Raw genomic sequence first — 18,738 nt, forward strand, 5'->3', positions numbered from 1 at the left:
CCCCCCCTTGGGTCGTGGGTTCGAGGGGGCCGCCCCCCCCCCCCCCCCACGGCCGGGTTCCCTGGCGCTCCCGGCTGACCCGCGCGGACGTGAAACTCGCGCCGTACTTCTTCATCGCGCCGTTCTTCGTCCTGTTCGCGATCTTCGGGGCGTTCCCGCTGGTCTACACCGGCTGGGTCTCGTTGCACGACTGGCATCTGATCGGTGAACACACGTTCGTCGGGTTCGGCAACTACAGCACGCTCTTCGCGGACCCGGACTTCTGGAACGCACTCCGGAACACTGTCGGCATCTTCGTCCTCGCCACCGTGCCGCAGCTGATGATCGCGCTGGCGACGGCGAACCTGCTGAACCGCAAGATCCGCGCCCGGACGTTCTTCCGGATGGGTGTGCTGATCCCCAACGTCACCTCGGTGGCGGCCGTCGGCATCGTCTTCGGGCAGCTGTTCGCCCGCGATGTCGGTCTGGTCAACTACGTGGTCACCCGCCTCGGCCTGGACGCGGTCGACTGGCAGGCCAACACCTGGTCGAGCTGGATCGCGATCGCCGTGATGGTCGACTGGCGCTGGACCGGTTACAACACGCTGATCCTGCTCGGTGCGATGCAGGCGATCCCGAAGGACCTGTTCGAGTCCGCCTCGCTGGACGGCGCGAAGCCCTGGCAGCAGTTCTGGCGGATCACCGTGCCGCTGCTGCGTCCGACGCTGGTCTTCACCGTCATCATCTCCACGATCGGAGGCCTGCAGTTGTTCACCGAGCCGGTGATCTTCGGGAACGGGAGGATGCTCGGTGGCACCCTCGGCCAGTTCCAGACCGTCACCATGTACATGTACGAGACGGCGTTCCAGCGCTTCCAGTACGGGTACGGCGCCGCGATCGCCTGGGCGCTGTTCGGGCTGATCGTGATCTTCTCCCTGGTCAACCTGCTCCTGGTCCGGAGGGCCGCCCGGTGAGCCGGCTGCGCGCCGCCTCGGTGCGGCTGTGGCGGGCCAGCCCGTTGACGTACCTGGCGCTGATCGTCGGCTGCGTGACCTCGCTGTTCCCGATCTACTGGATGTTCGTGGTGGCCACCCGGTCCAACGACGTGATCAACGACGTCCCGCCGCCGCTGACGCCCGGCGCCGAACTCGCCGAGAACATCGGCCGGGTGTTCGCGAACGAGCACGCCGCCTTCGGCTACGGGCTGGTGAACTCACTGGTGGTCTCGAGTGTGGTGACGCTGTCGGTGGTGTTCTTCTCCACACTGGCCGGGTTCGCGTTCGCCAAGCTGCGGTTCCGCGGCCGCAACGCCATGCTGCTGGTGATCGTCGCGACGATGATGGTGCCGGTGCAGCTCGGTCTGATCCCGCTCTACATGCTGATGGTGAAGATCGGCTGGAACGGCAGTCTGCAGGCGGTGATCGTGCCGTTCCTGGTCAGCGGTTTCGGCGTCTTCATGATGCGCCAGTACGCCGCCGAGGCGATCTCGGACGAGCTCGTGGAGGCGGCCCGGGTGGATGGTTGCTCGACCTTCCGGATCTACTGGAACGTCGTGCTGCCGGTACTGCGGCCGGCCGCGGCGATCCTCGGACTGCTCACCTTCATGCAGACGTGGAACGAGTTCATCTGGCCGTACGCGATCCTCGATGCCAACACTCCCACTGTCCAGCTGTCGCTCAGTCTGCTGGCGACGGCGTACTACACCGACTACGCGCAGGTCTTCGCGGCGACGGCCCTGGCCACGCTGCCACTGCTCGCGGTGTTCATCGTGTTCGGCCGCCAAATCATCGGCGGCATCATGGAAGGTGCGATCAAGTCGTGACAACCGACAGCCAGATTGAGCCCGGGACCGGACTGCAGTTCCCCACCGGGTTCCTGTTCGGCGCCGCCACTGCCGCCTACCAGGTGGAGGGTGGAGCGACCGCCGACGGACGCGGGCCCTCGATCTGGGACACCTTCGCGCACACGCCGGGACGGGTCCTGGGCGGTGAGACCGGCGATGTCGCGATCGAGCACTATCAGCGGTTCCGCGACGATGTGGCTCTGATGGCCGAGCTCGGGTTGCAGGCCTACCGGTTCTCGATCTCCTGGCCGCGGGTCCAGCCGAACGGCCGCGGCGCGCTCAACACGGCCGGCGTCGACTTCTACTCGCGGCTGATCGACGAGCTGCTCGCAGCCGGCATCGAGCCGTGGCCGACCCTGTACCACTGGGATCTGCCGCAGCCGCTGGAGGACGCCGGCGGCTGGCCGGAGCGCGACACCGCCGAGCGATTCGCGGACTACGCCGGCGCGATCACCGCCGTACTGGGTGATCGGGTCCAGCGGTGGACGACGTTGAACGAGCCGTGGTGCTCGGCGTTCCTGGGCTACGGCTCCGGCGTGCACGCACCCGGCCGGACCGATCCCGCCGCAGCCGTCCGGGCCGGGCATCACCTGATGCTCGGGCACGGTCTGGCCGCCGGCAGGCTCAAGGCCGACGGCCATCAGGTCGGCGTGACCATCAACCTGTACGACGTCGTGCCGGTGAGCGACGGGGAGATCGACCTGGATGCCGCGCGCCGGATCGACGGTCTGCAGAACCGTTTCTTCCTCGATCCCGTCCTGCTGGGCTCGTACCCGGCCGACGTGATCGAGGATCTTGCCGGGGTGACCGACTTCGCGCATGTCCACGACGGTGACCTGGCGATCATCTCGACGCCGCTCGACATGCTGGGCGTGAACTACTACACCCGGCACGTCGTGACCGGGGTCGCCGGCGGCGGTGACGACGGCCACGGCGGGACCGGCGGCGCCTCCCCTTGGCCCGCCAGCGACCAGGTCGGCTTCGCCAAGGGCGATCTGCCGCTGACGGCCATGGGCTGGGAGATCCATGCCGCCGGGCTCACCAACGTCCTGGTGCGTCTGGCGACGCAGTACCCCTCGGTGCGGCTGTACGTGACCGAGAACGGTGCCGCGTTCCCCGACGTACCGGACGCGGACGGTTCGGTCCGGGACACCGACCGGGTCAACTACCTGGACGGCCATCTCCGGGCGTGTCAGGCGGCCATCGATCTGGGCGTCCCGCTGCACGGCTATTTCTGTTGGTCGCTGTTCGACAACTTCGAGTGGTCCTGGGGCTACTCCCGGCGATTCGGGCTCGTCCACGTCGACTACGAGACGCAGACACGCACGCCGAAAAGCAGCGCGTATTGGTACGGCGACCTGATCCGAGGCAGGCTGAGTACATGATCGAACCCCGTCCCACCATCGAAACCGTCGCGGCTCGGGCGGGGGTGGGGCGGGGTACCGCGTCCCGGGTGGTCAACGGCTCGTCCCAGGTCAGCCCCGCCGCGCGGGCCGCCGTACTGAAGGCCATCGACGAGCTCGGGTACGTCCCGAACCGGGCCGCCCGCAACCTGGTCACCCGCCGGACCGACTGTGTGGCGCTGGTGATTTCCGAACCAGGCGAGCGGCTGTTCACCGAGCCGTACTTCGCCGGCATCGTCCGTGGTATCAGTGCGGCGCTGGCCGAGACGCCGCTGCAGCTGTGGTTGTCGATGGTGCAGAGCCCGGCCGAGCGCGTTCGCGCGGACCGGTTCCTGACCAGAGAACACGTCGACGGCGTGATGATGCTGTCCCAGCACGCCGACGATCCGCTGCCGGGCAAGGTCCTGGCCAGCGGGTTGCCGCTGGTGCTGTGCGGCCGGCCGCTGGGCGGGCCGGAGATGCCCTTCGTCGACGCCGACAACGCGAGCGGCGCCCGCCTGGCTGCGCAGCACCTGCTCGATCAGGGCCGCCGCCGGATCGCGTCCATCGCCGGCTCGCAGGACATGTCTGCCGGGGTGGCCCGGTTGCAGGGTTTCCGCGAGATCGCCGGTGACGACCTGGTCGAGTACGGCGACTTCAGCGAGGAGAGCGGAGCCCGCGCGATGGCAGCGCTGCTGGAACGCGAGCCTGCCCTGGATGCCGTCTTCGCCGCTTCGGACCCGATGGCCTTCGGCGCGATGCGGGTGCTCAAGGCGGCCGGGCGGCGGATCCCCGAGGACGTGGCCGTGATCGGTTTCGACGGTTCACCGGGCGGCCGGCATTCCGACCCGCCGCTGACCTCGGTCTTCCAGCCGGCCGAGGAGATGGGCCGGGAGATGACGCGGCTGCTGCTGACCCAGCTGGCCGGCGAACAGCCGACGGAGACCCAGGTGATCGTCGAGACTCGCCTGGAGCTCCGCGGCAGCGCCTGAATCACTGGACGCGCCCCCGGTCAGGTGGTCCCGGGGGCGCGCATTCAGTGTGGCCTGGGGTTAGCCGAACAACTCGGCATGCAGTGAGAACGCGGTGGCGATCTCGGCCTGCGCCCAGAACCGGTGATAGGTGAAGGTCGGTGCCGGACCGCCGTTCAGGTACGACTGCACCTTCGGCCACTCCGGGTCGTTCTTGAAGAACGACCGCAGCGACAGGAACGTGGAGTTCTGGTCGATCAGGTCGCCGTTGGGCATCTTGCCGGTCCAGCCCGGCGGGACGTACGGGCCTTCCTTGGTGGTGGCGCTGTACTTGTCGTCGAACCGGTTGTAGTCGGCCCGGGTCTCCGGGATGGCGATACCCTTGGCGTCCTGGTGCGCGAGCAACGCCGTCAGCAGACCCTCGCCCGTGGTCTTGGCCGGGGCGTTACCCGCCTTGGCCGCGTAGTTCAGCAGGGTCTTCGCGTACGACGCGGCAACGCCGACGTCCTGACTGTGGTTGAGCACGTTGACCCGCAGGTTCGCGTTCGCGCCCGGCGAACCGGCGTTCCAGGTGTCGGGGGCACCGGTCCAGGCCATGTCGTTCGGGATCTGGAACGCCCCGTTCGCCCCGACCGTGGTGTTGGCGATTGCCCACGGCACCCATTTGTCGAGGATCTTCTTCGCCCTCGGGTCCCCGGTCATCTGATAGAGCGATGCCGTCCGCTCCATCTGCCAGACCTGGAAGCCGAACCAGCGGTTCGACGGCGGGTCGCGCCATACCGGGTGCGCGTCGTAGTACATGCCGTAGAAGGTCGGCGTACCGGCAGGCGGTGTGCCGTAGTGGCCTTCCCAGCTGTTCGTGACACCGCCGGCGATACCACCGTCGGCCGACTGCAACCACTGCAGGACCTCCAGCTGCCGGTCCATGCTCTTGGTCCAGTCCTGCTGACCGGTGGCCGACTTCGGCTTCAGCGAGGGCACCTTCGCCAGCGCGTACGCCGCCAGCGGGTTCTGGTAGCCCTGGTGCGAGGCACCGTCACCGATCCGCCACGCCCAGCCCGCGGATGTATCGGTCGCGCCGCCCCACGCGTAGTACCAGGACATCAGGTAGTGCGAGCTGTCCTTGCCGGTGCCCGCCGGGCAGGCGACCGGACCGACGCAGTTGCCGATCTTCTTGAAGTACTTGTCGAACATCGCGTACCGCAGGTAGTCGCCCATCTTGGCGGCCTTCGCCAGCTCGGGTGCGATCTCCGCCTGCTTGCCCTGCGCGGTCGCCCACTGGTCGGCCAGCAGCGCCACCTGCACCGCGCGGGCGTCCGCGTCCGGAGCGTTGGTGTACTTCCACTGCTTGGCATACGAGCTGTCCTTGGTGAACAGGTCCAGATAGCCGTTGGGTCCGCCGTGCTTGAACGTGTCGCACGACGGCTGCGGGATGGTCTCGAACACCGACTCCGACGACCCGCGCTGGTAGGTGTTGATGTACGACGGCGCCGTCGTACCGTCGCCGCAGCGTCCGAACCCGAGGGTGTTGTCGACGTCGAGCAGCCAGTGCATGCCGTAGATGTCATCGGTGCCGTACGCCGACTTCAGCTCGGCGGCGATCGGGTCGGAGCCGACCGCGACGGACGTGTCCAGCTGGGACGGATACGCGTCCATCGTGGGGTGCTCAGGCGCATACGTCGCCGGCTTGGAGGCGTTGTACTTGTCGTTGGTGGGCTGGTCGGCCTTGGCCGGGATGATGAACTTCTCCATCGAGGCCCACGCCGACTTGAACGGTGCCCAGTCGCCGCTGATCTTGCCGTAGCTCGCTTCCAGCCACAGGTAGTAGCTGAACGCCTCTGACGTCGTCTGGTGCCCGTGGTCCGGCGCCTCGACCATCAGCGTCTCCACCGCGTGGTACGGCACCAGCAGATCACCGAACTTGCGGAAGTAGCCGCTGGCCGGGTTCTTGATCTTGTTGTACTGCGTGAGGAACGCCTCCTGGAAGGGAGGAGTTGTCGCCGAGATCTCCTTGGCAGTCACCGTCGCCGCCGCATAGCCGGTAGCGGTCGCGGAGAAGACGGCAGTCACCAGGTCGCCGCCGTTCGCCGCAGACGTCACTGTCACGTCCTGCGGAGTGTTCCAGTTCGTCGTGCTGAACGTCAGGGTGGGCGGTGTGGCGGTCAGGTCCGTGCTGCCCGAGCTGCGGGCCACCCCGACAGTCACCGGCCCCGACGGCTGGCTCGCCAGCGTCACGCCGAACTTCGCCGTACCGCCCTGCTTGACGTTCACCGTCGCCGGCGTCGCAACGATCGTCGCCCCGGCCAGCACCTTGATCGGCACGGGTGTCGTCGAGGCCGCGAGGCCGCGGTCGTCGGTCGCGCGGGCCGAGACTGCATGATCACCGACGGACGCGCCGGTCCACGAGCCCTGGTAGGGCGCAGTGGTGTCGGTGGCGACCACGACACCGTCGGCCAGGAAGTCGACCTTCGCCACCGTGCCGTCGCTGTCGGATGCGGTCGCCGCGAGCGGGATCGCCTGCCCGGTCTGGAACGTCTGCCCCGCTGTCGGCGAGGTCACCGCCACTGTCGGGGCCTTGTTGCCACTGGTGCAGGACGTGCCGTTGACCGTGAAGTCCGTGGGCTTGCCGTTCGTTGCTCCGCGGGTGCCCTGGAAGCCGAAGTTCGCGGTACCACCGGTGCCGATGTTCCGGTTGTGGTCCACCGGCAGGACGGTGACCTTGGCGCCGGACTGCGTAAAGCTGCCGTTCCACAGGTTCGTCACCTGCTGGCCGTTCGGGAAGGTCCAGGCGAGGGTCCAGCCGTTGATCGGGTCGCCTTCGTTCTTGATGGTCACGTCGGCGACGAAACCGCTGTTCCAGTCGCTCGCCACGGTGTAGTTCACCGAGCAGGCCACCGCGGCCTGTGCGGTCGGCGCGACGAGCTGCATCAGGCCGGCCGCGGTGGCGATCGCGATGCCCAGGACAAGCGGTCTGCCGCGTAACCGACCAGCTCTTGTTCGAAGCCTCATAGTTCTTTCCTCCATCGAAGGACCAGGTGGTCTGGGCTGACGCTGGATGGGAGCGCTCCCAGTTGCGGCAGCGTAGGAGGAAGACGACGCGCTGAGAAGATGGCAGTGCGGACCTAAACGTTTCAGATGCGGGAGTGCGCCCGGCTGGCTACATTCCATCGCGATGGGAGTGCTTCCGATGTCCGTCCCCGACATTGGAAGGTGCGTTCATGCGCTCAAGACACCCGGCGTACGGCGGCCTGATCGCCGCCCTCACGCTTGTTTCCGGCCTGCTGGTCGTGATGACCAACGGAAGTAGCGCCCAGGCTGCTGTCTCGCCGTTCTACGTGGATCCGAACACCAGCGCGGCCAAGTGGGTCGCGGCCAACCCGGGCGACTCACGCACACCGATGATCCGGGACCGGATCGCGGCCACGCCACAGGGCAAGTGGTTCACCACCACCAACACCAGCACGGTCCGGGGTGAGGTCGAGGCCTACGTCGGCGCCGCCGCGGCAGCCGGCAAGGTACCGATCATGGTGGTCTACAACGTCCCGAACCGCGACTGCGGCGGTGCCAGCAGCGGCGGAGCACCGTCGCACGAGGCCTACCGGGCCTGGATCGACCAGGTGGCCGCGGGTCTGGCCGGCCGCCCGGCGGCGATCATCCTCGAGCCCGACGTCCTGCCGATCATGACGAGCTGCCAGTCGGCCGACCAGCAGAACCAGACCAAGGCGTCGATGGCCTATGCCGGGAAGAAGCTCAAGTCCGGTTCGGCCCAGGCCAAGGTGTACTTCGACATCGGCCACTCCGCGTGGCTGGCACCGGCGGAGGCCGCGGCGCGGCTGCGCGGCGCGGACATCTCGAACAGCGCCGACGGGATCTCCACCAACGTGTCGAACTACCGCACCACCGCCGACGAGACGAACTTCGCCAAGGCCGTCCTGAACTCGGTCGGAGACTCTCGGCTGCGCGCGGTCATCGACACCAGCCGCAACGGCAACGGACCGTTGGGCAGCGAGTGGTGCGACCCGGCGGGCCGCGCCATCGGTACGGCGAGCACGGATCAGACCGGTGATGGCCAGATCGCCGCGTTCTTGTGGGTCAAGCTGCCGGGCGAATCCGACGGCTGTATCGCCCCGGCAGGTCAGTTCGTGCCTCAGCGCGCCTACGAACTGGCAGCCGCCGGCAACTCGACGCCTACTCCCACACCGCCACCGGGCGGCTGCAAGGTGACCCACCGGGTGACCAGCACGTGGAACTCCGGCTACACCGGCGAGGTGGTCATCGAGAACCGCGGAGCGTCCATCAACGGGTGGACGCTCACCTTCTCGGCACCGGGTGTGACAGTGACCCAGGGCTGGAACGGCACGTGGACCGACACGGGCGACGCCGTACGAGTCGTCAACGCGTCCTGGAACGGCAATCTCGGTACTGGTGCTACCGCGACGGTCGGCTACAACGCGAACTACAACGGCAGCAATCCGCCGTTCTCCGCCGCAACTCTGAACGGCGTTACCTGCGCCTGAGCCACGCCTCGGTGTCTCTCCCTCAGCGGGGAGGCACCGAGGCTTTGGTCTGGGCGCGGAGGAGGGCGATGTCCGCAGCACGCAGCGCATCATCGGCATCCTTGAACTGCTGAATGCCCGGCAGCACTCCGACCGCGATGCCCAGTGCAGGCTCAGCCGTCAACGTGGCAAGGACTTCCTGCATGCGGGCCTGATCCGGCCGGGCGCCTTCGAGCAGTACGACGAACTCGTCCTGCCGAAGCCGGGCTGCCGAATCGCCGTCGCGCAGAACCGCCTGCAGCCGTCGGACCACCTCACGCCGTACGTCGGCCCGTACCGGAGGCGACGGGTCGACGACTCGCGCGAGCAGTACGGCGCAGTCGTAGTCCCCACTGCGATTCCGGGCTCGCTCCAAGGCCTCGCCCAGGCGATCGAGGAAGAGCACCCGGCCGGCCAGACCGGTCTCGGGGTCCCGCAGACTGTTGCGGCGCAAGGCGAGTTCCGCCTCCTTGCGCTCGGTCATGTCGACGAATGCGCCGACCAGGCGGGCCGGGCAACCAGCATCGTCGAGAACCGCCACGGCCCGGCACATCATCCATCGGTAGTCCCCTGAGGACGTCCGCACCCGATGCTCGAGTTCGAGCGGAGCCCGGGAGCCGCCCAGCTGCGCTGCGATCGCCGCGGACAGGTCGAGGCGGTCGTCAGGATGGACCCGGTCGAGCCACTCCGACGGCGTACCGCCGATCTCGTCCTCGCTGTACCCGAGCGTCTGCTTCCACCGCGGCGAGTAGTACACCGTACCGGCCGAGACATCCCAGTCCCACGTACCGTCCTGGGCCGCCATCGAGGCCAGGGCGTACCGTTCCTCGCTCGCCCGCAGCGTGTCCGCCAGCGCCCGCTCGCGGTTGGCCGCCTCCGCCAGCGCCTGCCGCTGGTCGTGCAGCGAGGCCAGCAGGCGTTCGTGGTCCAGCGCGACGGCCAGCAGCGTGGCCCAGTGGTTGTACTTGTCCCGGCCGCTGGTCATCCGGGTGTCGACCGTGCCCTCGATGGCGAGCAGACCCCAGTCGCTGCCGCGGGACGTGACCGGCAGGACCAACGTGAGCCGGCTGCTACCGGCCGCGCCGGCCCGAGTCATCGTGGCGGGCGGGAACTGGCTGGCTCGTGCCCTCGATCCGACCAGGCGGGAGAGCGCACCGGAACTGTCGTCCACCCCGACGATCTCAAGCTCTCGGTCGCCCACCGCCGGTCCGGTCCAAAGGCCGAGGCAGGCGGCGCCACGACCGGCCCGCGGCAACCAGGTCAGGCTGCGCGGGCCGCCGCCGTTGCCCCGCAGCAGATCCAGGTCGACCTCGTACTGGTCGGCCAGCGCGCGTTCCAGGTAGCCACTGCGTGCGAGCAGCGGCTGCGTGCAGCCTTTCGTCAGAGCCACCGTGATGTCTGTGCCGGCGCGGTACAGCGCCGGCATCCGGTCCGATCCGACCGGAAGCGTTGCGGCGAGCTCCCACTCGAGATCGCGGACAACCGAGATCAGTTGTTCGAGAGTCTCCGGATGCGGTCGCCGGGCCGAGGTGAGCCGGGCTAGGTTGCTCAGCGCGGGTCCGGTCGGCGTGCGGCCTTGCTCAGCGGCGGCGGTGATCGGATCGACAACCGCCTGGAGCCAGCGCTCGCGGGCCTCATCGTCGATCTGACGGCTGTCGGTGACCGATGCCGGGGCGGCGAATCCGGTGTCGGCCAGGTGCCGCAGCCGGGCCCCCGCGGGCGTCGTACCGGGTTCGTCGCGCGCGTCCAGAGCGCCCACTGCTGCTTCGCCGCACCCGCAGGACTCGCGGATCACGAGGGTCGATGGAGCACGATGGACGCCGCTGGTCACGGCTTCTCCGCGCAACTGGGCGAGCAGGAGATCAACGGCCAGCGCGCCGACCCGATCGTTGTGCGGGTCGACGGTCGACAGCCTGGGCAGGAACCGGGCACCGCTGTCGGTGTGGTCGAACCCGACGACTGCGTGATCCCGCGGCAGCACCAGGCCGGCCGTGCGTAGCGCGCGCAGGAATCCGATGGCATTGCGATCCGTCGCGGCGACGGTCGCCGTGGTCGGCATCCCCGCGATGAGAAGGCGTGAGGCGGCGTCGGCACCTGCCTGCTCATGATTGTCAGCGGTTTCCTCGAACCACTCCTGGTCGATCCGATGCTCGGCGAGCGCCGCGAGATACGCCTCGTACCGCTCCCGGATATCGCGCTGCGCCGGATTGCCGATGAACCCGATCCGCGTGTGCCCGTGGTCGATCAGATGCCGTACGGCGGCCCGCACGCCGCCGGCATTGTCCGGAACCACCACCGGCACGGCCGGGCCGACGGCGTCCGTACTCAGCACGACAACCGGGCAGCCCCATTCCTGAACCGCCCCGAGCCGATCCTGCCGAACAGCACTGGCAAGGATGATCAGACCGTCCACCGCACCGAGCGCGACTGGTACCTCGAGCAATGGCTCGTCGGGATAGCGCTCGCGATCGAGACCGGCCGGATAGGTCTGTACGGCGACCACCCGGTGCCCGGCATTGCGTGCGGCCCGGGCGATCCCGGCAATCAGCGCGCCGAAGTAGAACCCGCCGACAACCGGTGAGAGCACACCGATCGTCCGTCGCGGGATCCCGTTCGCGGAACTGCGCCGTACTGTCCCCATCCGCACTCCCTACCCAGCAACGGCCGAGCTGATGTATTTCGGGCCGCCAGGCGACACACTGGTCATTGTGGTCTCACCGCCAGCCGACCGCCCCGGCTCGCCCGCGCGCCGCGCCACGATCGCGGATATCGCCCGGGCGGCAGGTGTGTCGATCGCCGTTGTCTCCTACGCCGTCAATGGGCGACCGGGTGTTTCGGCGGCGACGCGTGAGCGCGTGCTGCGGATCGCCGAGGAGTACCGCTGGCAGCCCAGTGCTGCGGCCCGGTCGATGCACACGGGTCCGCAGGCGGTCGGGCTGGTGGTCAGCACTGCTGCTGGCGGGGTGTCGTCGGCGACCTCGTTCCTCGGCCTCGTCACCGCGATCCAGGACGTGTTCGCGGACACCGGGTACGCGTTGCTGCTGAAGGTTGTGGACTCCGTTGACGCGGCCGTTGCGACGTACCGGACTTGGTGGGCAGAGCGCCGGTTCGACGTGATGATCGTGACCGACGTACTCAGCCAGGACCCACGCGTCGAGGCGTTGCGACGGCTCCGGGCACCGGCAGTCGTGGTGGGACCACCGGCCGCCGCCCAAGGGCTGACCTCGGTCCACCTCGACGACGAGGAGGCATACGGACGGGTGGCGACGTACCTGATCGGCTTGGGGCATCGCGAAGTGGCTGCAGTGACGGGGCCGCCTGAGTTGCATCGCACGCAGGTGCGAGTGGCGGCGCTCGCGCGGACGCTGGAGGGCGCTGGAGGTTCGCTGGTCCGAATGACGACCGATGCCGGACCGGAAGAGGCTGCCGCGGCAACCCGGCAACTGCTCACGGGCCCGAACCCACCGTCCGTCATCGTGTACGACTCGGACCAGATGGCGCTGGCCGCACTCGACGTGGCGCGGCGGCTTGGTCTTGACGTGCCGTGGGACCTGTCGATCCTGGCCGCGAGCGACTCGGCGCTGTGCCGGCTCAGCACGCCCGCTATCACCGCGCTGCCCTCGCCACTGCGGGAGCTGGGAACGGCTGTCGGAGAGGCCGTGCTGGCGGTGCTCCACGCGCAGACCGGGACCAGCCAGGTCGTACCGGTCGGAGGGCTGGCGATTCGCGGCAGCACCGGTCCGCTGGCCCGCTGAAATCAGGTCACGAACCGGTAACGCGCTACGACCTTAAACGTTTCGGACCATCCCTGGCGCGAGGTCCGCCATGTGAGGTTCAGGTCAGCCACCTGCGCCCACGGTGACTCGTACCGGCTTCCGCCCGGACCGGTACGCCGGACTGATCCTCGAGGAGGACCGCGTGTCCAGAACTCCACCGCGGCTGATCGCCGCAACCACCGCTCTGGCAACCGCTTTGGTCGCACTGCCGCTCACCGCCCTGAGCGCCAGTGCTGCCGAGCCGCACGTCGACAACCCCTACGCCGGGGCGACCCAATATGTGAACCCCAGCTGGTCCGCATCCGTCGAGGGAGCTGCCACCCGCGCCGATGCCGCGCTCGCCGCCAAGATGCGAGCCATCAAGACGCAGCCGACCGCGGTCTGGATGGACCAGATCAGTGCCATCGCCGGCAACACCGCCGGCAACGGGCTGCGCTTCCATCTGGATCAGGCGCTGCTGCAGAAGCAAGCCGGTACGCCGTTGGTCGTGAACCTGGTGATTTACGACCTGCCCGGCCGGGACTGCTACGCCCTCGCGTCGAACGGCGAACTCCCGGCGACGGATGCCGGACTCGCGCGGTACAAGACCGAGTACATCGACGCGATCGCGGCGATCCTGGCCGACCCGAAGTACCAGAACCTGCGAATCGCGGCCACCATCGAACCGGACTCACTGCCGAACCTGATCACCAACATCTCCCATCAGCCCTGCGCGCAGGCCGCGCCGTACTACCGGGCCGGCGTCAAGTACGCGCTGGACAAGCTGCACGCGATCCCGAACGTCTACAACTACATCGACGCCGCGCACTCGGGCTGGCTCGGTTGGGACAGCAACGCCGGACCGGCCGCGAAGCTCTTCGCCGAGGTGGCCCGAACCACCGTGGCCGGCTTCGCGTCGATCGACGGCTTCGTCACCAACACGGCGAACACGACCCCGCTGGTCGAGCCGTACCTGCCGAACTCGTCACTGACCGTCGGTGGCAATCCGGTCCGGTCGGCGAAGTACTACGAGTGGAACTTCGACTTCGACGAGATCGACTGGACGGCGCACCTCTACAACCTGCTGGTCGCCGAAGGCTTCCCGGCCAGTACCGGCATGCTCATCGACACGTCCCGCAACGGCTGGGGTGGTGCCGCTCGCCCGACGGCCACGTCGACGAGCACGGACCTGAACACCTATGTCAACGAGTCTCGCGTCGACCGTCGCGTCCACCGGGGAGCCTGGTGCAACCCGTCGGGTGCCGGTATCGGCGAGCGCCCGCAGTCCACGCCCAGCGGGTACCCGGCATCGCATCTCGACGCGTTCGTGTGGATCAAGCCGCCGGGCGAGTCCGACGGTGCGTCGAGCGACATCCCGAACAACGAGGGCAAGCGGTTCGACCGGATGTGCGACCCAACGTTCGTCGCACCGAAGCTGGACAACCAGCTCACCGGCGCACTGCCGGACGCGCCACTGTCCGGTCACTGGTTCGAAGCACAGTTCTTCCAGCTGGTCCGGAACGCCTACCCGGTCATCGGCGGCGGCCCCAACCCGACGGACCCGACAGCACCCTCGGCACCGACCGGACTGACGGCCGGCACGGTCTCGAACACCTCGGTCGCGCTGACCTGGACCGCCTCGACCGACAACGTCGGCGTGACGGGCTACGACATCTACCGGGGTTCCACCCTGGCCGGTAGCTCCGCGACCACGAGCTTCACCGCGACCGGCCTCACCGCCAGTACGGCGTACTCGTTCACTGTCCGCGCGAAAGATGCCGCAGGCAACGTTTCGGCCCCGTCGGCCGCCCTGTCGGTGACCACGACCGGCACCGGCAACCCACCAGGCGGCTGCAAGGTCATCTACTCGGCGAACAGTTGGAACACCGGTTTCACCGGATCCGTGAAGCTGACCAACACCTCGACGGCGCCGCTGACCAACTGGACGCTCTCGTTCGACTTCGCCAACGGCCAGACCGTCCAGAACGGCTGGAACGCCACCTGGACCCAGTCCGGCGCCAAGGTCACAGCAACCCCGGTGGCCGGCTCCTGGAACGTCACCATCGCCCCCGGAGCAACCGTCGACATCGGTTTCAACGGGGCACACAACGGCACCAACAACCCACCGACCACCTTCACCGTCAGCGGCCAGACCTGCACCACCAGCTGACCTAACCGCCAGACTCCTCGCCTGACCTCCGTAGCCCCGAGGTCAGGCGAGGCCTGACGATCAACACGCCGAGCCCGGCACCGACGACGTACCAGAAGAGGTCGGGTGCGTTGAAGGTCGAACCCAGCACCAGGTGAGCGAGGCCGCTGCGCGCGGAGAGCTCCGCGGGGATACCGGTGAGCTGGAAGAACTCCACTGCCCAGCTGAAGCCTGTGGCGACCACAGCTGCCCAGAGTTGGCGCAACCAGAAGGACACCAACGCGTAGATCAGCGTGGTGTAGAGCGCGACGCCGGCGTACTTGGCGAAGTCACCACTCGCGAACGCCCGCACAGCAAGACCCGACGCCAGTACGACGGGTACCGCGAGCCAAGGTCTCATCACGAGACCGATGATCCCCTACCGGTCGTCGTCGGAGTGGCTGTGCTCGGTCAGGTCGACCCGTCGGCTGCGCACCAGCACGAAGGTGCCGACTCCGATGATGACCACCACGGCACCAGCGGCGATCACCACCCAGGACGCTTGGTTGTAGTCGTCTGGATCGGAGTCCTTCGGGGAGTCCGCCGTGGCACTCGGGGTCGGCGTGGGTGCTGCCACCGCAGCGCTCGCGGTGAGGAAGCACCCGCTCAGCACGAGCATCAGCACCGCAGCCACGCCCGCTAGGCGTCTGCTCAGGTAGCTCATACTTCAGCCGGTACCCGACCTCTTTCCGGGGCATTCACCGGCTGAGCAGTTGGCGGGCCTGCGCGGCCATGGTGAGGTCCTCACGCGCCGGTACGACGTACGCCCGGACCGGCGAGCCGGCTGCGGTGATGAGGTGGGCGGCGGTCTCGTTCGCTTCGGCGTCGAGGACGATCCCGAGCCAGTCGAGTGCGCGGCAGGCGGCGGCCCGCACCGGCGCGGAGTGTTCGCCGACACCACCGGTGAAGACCAGCGCATCGACGCCGCCGAGTGCGGCGACCATCCGGGCGATCTCGCCGACGAGCCGATGCAGGTAGACGTCGTACGCGAGCCGGTTGCGGTCGTCGTCCAAACCGGCCAGGACCTTCTCCAGATCGCCGGTGCCGCTCAATCCGAGCAGACCGGAGTTGTGCTCGAGGGCGTCCGCAATCTCGTCCGCCGTCAGCCCTCCCGTCGTCTGCAGCCAGAGCAGAAGGCCGGGATCCACCGAACCCGACCGCGTCGCCATCACCAACCCGTCGACCGGCGTGAACCCCATCGTGGTGTCCACGGATACCCCCTGGGCGATCGCGCACAACGACGCACCCGCACCGAGGTGGCAGCTCACGATCCGCGGTGCGTCGACCGAGCGAGCGACGTACTCGTGGGAGAGGCCGTGGAAGCCGTACTTCCGCAGGCCGAAGCGCTCCCGCCACTCCCCCGGCAACGCGTACGTCGCCGCGGCCGCCGGGAGACTGCGGTGGTACGACGTGTCGAAGCAGGCGAGCACCGGCCGATCACCTTGCCGGGACGCCCGGATCAGTTCGAGTGCCCGCGGTTGGTGCAAAGGGGCCAACGGCACCAATTCCTCGATCGCCGCCTCCACCTCGTCGTCCACCAGCACCGCGCCGTCGAACCGCGAACCGCCGTGGACTACCCGATGGACGATCGCATCCGCGGTGAGCTCCGACAACGCGTCGCCGGATCCGTCCCAGTCCGAGATGGATCGCTCGTCCAGTACGGCGTCGTTCGGCCCGAGGACGCGCAGCTTCAGGCTGGACGAGCCGGCGTTGACGATCAGGAGGTCCATCGCCAGTCCCGGACCTCCGGCATGTCTTCGCCGTGCTCGTTGACGTAGGCGCGATGCCGGGTCCGCTGATCCGCGAAGTACTGCCGGGTCGACACCGCCCGCGTCCCGAGCGACGGTACCCGGTCGATCACATCCATCGCGAGGTGATAGCGGTCGAGGTTGTTCAGGACAACCATGTCGAACGGCGTGGTCGTCGTACCCTCCTCGATGTAGCCGCGGACATGCAGGTTGTCGTGGCCGTTCCGGCGGTAGGTCAGTCGGTGGATCAGCCACGGATAGCCGTGGTACGCGAAGATCACTGGCTTGTCGGTGGTGAACAACGCGTCGAACTCCGGATCCGGCAACCCGTGCGGATGCTCGGTCGCACCCTGCAACCGCATCAGGTCCACCACGTTCACCACGCGGATCCGCAGCTCTGGCAGGTGTTCCCGCAGCAGGCTGACCGCGGCCAGCGTCTCCATCGTCGGTACGTCGCCCGCGCACGCCATCACCACATCCGGATCACCGTTGTCGTTGCTGGCGAAGTCCCAGACCCCGATCCCCCGTGCGCAGTGCAGTGCGGCCGACTCCCAGTCCAGCCAGTTCGGCTGCGGTTGTTTGCCTGCGACAACGACGTTGATGTAGTTCCGGGTCCGCAGGCAGTGGTCCATGGTCGAGAGCAACGTGTTCGCGTCCGGTGGCAGGTAGACGCGCACGACCTCCGCCTTCTTGTTCACCACGTGGTCGATGAACCCCGGGTCCTGATGCGAGAAACCATTGTGGTCCTGACGCCAGACATGCGAGGTGAGCAAATAGTTCAGCGACGGGATCGGTTGCCGCCAGCCCACCCGGTTGATCGTCTTCAGCCACTTCGCGTGCTGGTTCACCATCGAATCCACGATGTGCACAAAGGCCTCGTACGACGAGAAGACCCCGTGCCGGCCGGTCAGCAGGTAACCCTCCAGCCAGCCCTGACACGTGTGCTCACTGAGGATCTCGAACACCCGCCCGTCCGCAGCGAGGTGCTCATCGGTCTCCCGGCGGTTGGCCAGCCACGACTTGTCCGTGACGTCATAGACCGCGTTCAGCCGATTCGACTCGGTCTCGTCCGGCCCGAAAAGCCTTAAATTGCTGGGATTCAGCACAAAGGTGTCCCGCAGGAAGGCGCCGAACACCTTCGTCGGCTCACCGTCCTCGGCCCCCGGCGCCTTCACCGGTACGGCGTACTCCGCAACCTTCGGCAGCACCAGATCACGTGCCACCAGCCCGCCGTTCGCATGCGGCGACGAGCCCATCCGCAGCTGCGGACCCGGCGCAAGGTCGAGCAGACTGTCAACCGGTCGCCCTGTCTCGTCGAACAGCTCCTCAGGCCGGTAGCTGCGCAGCCAGGACTCCAACTGCCGCAGGTGGTCCTCGTTCGTCCGGACCCCGGACAACGGGACCTGATGAGCCCGCCAGGTGTCCTCGATCGGCTCACCGTCCACGGTCGCGGGACCGGTCCAGCCCTTCGGCGTCCGCAGCACGATCATCGGCCAGGCGGCCCTCGTCGGCGGCGTGTCGGCGGAGCGCGCCTCACGCTGGATCTCGTCGATCCGATTGAGGCAGGCATCCAGCGCGGCCGCCATCGCCTGATGCACGACCGCCGGGTCCGACCCCTCGACCAGATACGGCTCGTGACCGTATCCGCGCAACAGCGAGGTCAGCTCCTCGTCACCGATCCGCGCCAGCACCGTCGGGTTGGCGATCTTGTAGCCGTTCAGATGCAGGATCGGCAGTACGGCGCCGTCCCGCGCCGGGTTGAGGAACTTGTTCGAGTGCCACGCGGCCGCCAGCGGACCGGTCTCCGCTTCGCCGTCACCGACCACACACGCCACGACCAACTCCGGGCTGTCCGCGGCAGCGCCGTACGCGTGACTCAGCGAGTAGCCCAGCTCACCGCCCTCGTTGATCGACCCGGGGACATCGGCCGCGACATGACTCGGGATACCGCCGGGGAACGAGAACTGCTTGAACAACCGAGCCATCCCCTGCTCGTCCTGCGTGGTGTTGGGGTAGGCCTCCGTCCAGCTGCCCTCGAGCCAGGTGTTCGCCACGATTGCCGGACCACCGTGCCCCGGCCCGATCACGGCCATCAGTTGCCGATCACGCTGCCGGATCACGCGGTTGAGGTGCGCATAGATCAGGTTCAGGCCAGGCGTCGTACCCCAGTGGCCGAGCAGCCGCGGCTTGATGTGCTCGGGCCGCAACGGCTCCTTCAGCAACGGATTCGCCAGCAGGTAGATCTGTCCCACCGACAGGTAGTTGGCAGCCCGCCAATAGGCATCGATCCCCTGCAGTTCGTCATCGCTCAGCGGGCGGGCCTCGACCTGCGGCATC

At 68.0% G+C, this 18,738-nt stretch carries 13 protein-coding genes; 7 read left to right on the plus strand and 6 right to left on the minus strand.

All coding sequences use genetic code 11. The features are described 5' to 3' along the window. The first annotated feature begins 89 nt into the window (after window positions 1-89). The 4 genes from ACFCV3_RS40235 to ACFCV3_RS40250 are packed head-to-tail and all read left to right on the plus strand — an operon-like array spanning window position 90 to window position 4,196. Window positions 90-953, plus strand: a complete 864-nt coding sequence (locus ACFCV3_RS40235; RefSeq protein WP_376040097.1) for a carbohydrate ABC transporter permease — start codon at window positions 90-92, stop codon at window positions 951-953. Then, on the plus strand, window positions 950-1,801 hold the full coding sequence (locus tag ACFCV3_RS40240; RefSeq protein WP_376040100.1) for a carbohydrate ABC transporter permease: 852 nt from the start codon (window positions 950-952) through the stop codon (window positions 1,799-1,801). Before ACFCV3_RS40235 ends, ACFCV3_RS40240 begins: the two co-directional genes overlap by 4 nt. Continuing rightward, the gene (locus ACFCV3_RS40245; protein WP_376040102.1) at window positions 1,798-3,207 is read left to right on the plus strand and encodes a GH1 family beta-glucosidase; all 1,410 of its coding nucleotides are present in this window, start codon (window positions 1,798-1,800) and stop codon (window positions 3,205-3,207) included. The genes ACFCV3_RS40240 and ACFCV3_RS40245 overlap by 4 nt, the downstream gene beginning before the upstream one ends. After that, the gene (locus tag ACFCV3_RS40250; protein WP_376040105.1) at window positions 3,204-4,196 is read left to right on the plus strand and encodes a LacI family DNA-binding transcriptional regulator; all 993 of its coding nucleotides are present in this window, start codon (window positions 3,204-3,206) and stop codon (window positions 4,194-4,196) included. Before ACFCV3_RS40245 ends, ACFCV3_RS40250 begins: the two co-directional genes overlap by 4 nt. Before the next feature lie 60 nt (window positions 4,197-4,256). On the opposite strand, the gene ACFCV3_RS40255 is transcribed toward ACFCV3_RS40250, so the two are convergent. Next, window positions 4,257-7,184 carry a glycoside hydrolase family 48 protein gene (locus tag ACFCV3_RS40255; RefSeq protein ID WP_376040107.1) on the minus strand — a complete coding sequence of 976 codons (2,928 nt, stop codon included), beginning with the start codon at window positions 7,182-7,184 and terminating at the stop codon, window positions 4,257-4,259. 209 nt (window positions 7,185-7,393) lie between these two features. Here ACFCV3_RS40255 and ACFCV3_RS40260 point away from each other — a divergent pair, with 209 nt between their 5' ends. Next, entirely contained in the window at window positions 7,394-8,692 is a 1,299-nt protein-coding gene (locus tag ACFCV3_RS40260) for a glycoside hydrolase family 6 protein (protein ID WP_376040109.1), read from the plus strand. A gap of 22 nt (window positions 8,693-8,714) precedes the next feature. Here the strand turns inward: ACFCV3_RS40260 and ACFCV3_RS40265 are convergent, their stop codons facing one another. Further along, window positions 8,715-11,351, minus strand: coding sequence for a substrate-binding domain-containing protein (locus ACFCV3_RS40265; protein WP_376040112.1), 2,637 nt, complete (start codon window positions 11,349-11,351; stop codon window positions 8,715-8,717). 67 nt (window positions 11,352-11,418) lie between these two features. On the opposite strand from ACFCV3_RS40265, the gene ACFCV3_RS40270 reads away from it, so the two are divergent. Next, on the plus strand, window positions 11,419-12,465 hold the full coding sequence (locus ACFCV3_RS40270; RefSeq protein WP_376040114.1) for a LacI family DNA-binding transcriptional regulator: 1,047 nt from the start codon (window positions 11,419-11,421) through the stop codon (window positions 12,463-12,465). Window positions 12,466-12,628: 163 nt separating this feature from the next. Beyond that, on the plus strand, window positions 12,629-14,635 hold the full coding sequence (locus ACFCV3_RS40275; protein WP_376040117.1) for a glycoside hydrolase family 6 protein: 2,007 nt from the start codon (window positions 12,629-12,631) through the stop codon (window positions 14,633-14,635). A 1-nt stretch (window position 14,636) separates the two neighbouring features. Here ACFCV3_RS40275 and ACFCV3_RS40280 read toward each other — a convergent pair whose 3' ends face one another. Genes ACFCV3_RS40280 through ACFCV3_RS40295 form a run of 4 tightly spaced genes read right to left on the minus strand, consistent with a single transcriptional unit; the run spans window position 14,637 to window position 18,737 of the window. After that, window positions 14,637-15,014, minus strand: a complete 378-nt coding sequence (locus ACFCV3_RS40280) for a DUF2809 domain-containing protein (RefSeq protein WP_376040249.1) — start codon at window positions 15,012-15,014, stop codon at window positions 14,637-14,639. 18 nt (window positions 15,015-15,032) lie between these two features. Then, on the minus strand, window positions 15,033-15,317 hold the full coding sequence (locus tag ACFCV3_RS40285) for a hypothetical protein (RefSeq protein ID WP_376040119.1): 285 nt from the start codon (window positions 15,315-15,317) through the stop codon (window positions 15,033-15,035). Between the two features lie 34 nt (window positions 15,318-15,351). Beyond that, on the minus strand, window positions 15,352-16,383 hold the full coding sequence (locus ACFCV3_RS40290) for an acetate/propionate family kinase (protein WP_376040120.1): 1,032 nt from the start codon (window positions 16,381-16,383) through the stop codon (window positions 15,352-15,354). After that, window positions 16,371-18,737: a phosphoketolase gene (locus tag ACFCV3_RS40295; protein ID WP_376040252.1), complete on the minus strand. Its 2,367-nt coding sequence runs from the start codon at window positions 18,735-18,737 to the stop codon at window positions 16,371-16,373. The genes ACFCV3_RS40290 and ACFCV3_RS40295 overlap by 13 nt, the downstream gene beginning before the upstream one ends. Window position 18,738: the final 1 nt, after the last annotated feature.

Origin of the sequence: Kribbella sp. NPDC056345 (genome assembly GCF_042262745.1) — a bacterium.
In the GTDB taxonomy this organism is placed as follows: domain Bacteria; phylum Actinomycetota; class Actinomycetes; order Propionibacteriales; family Kribbellaceae; genus Kribbella.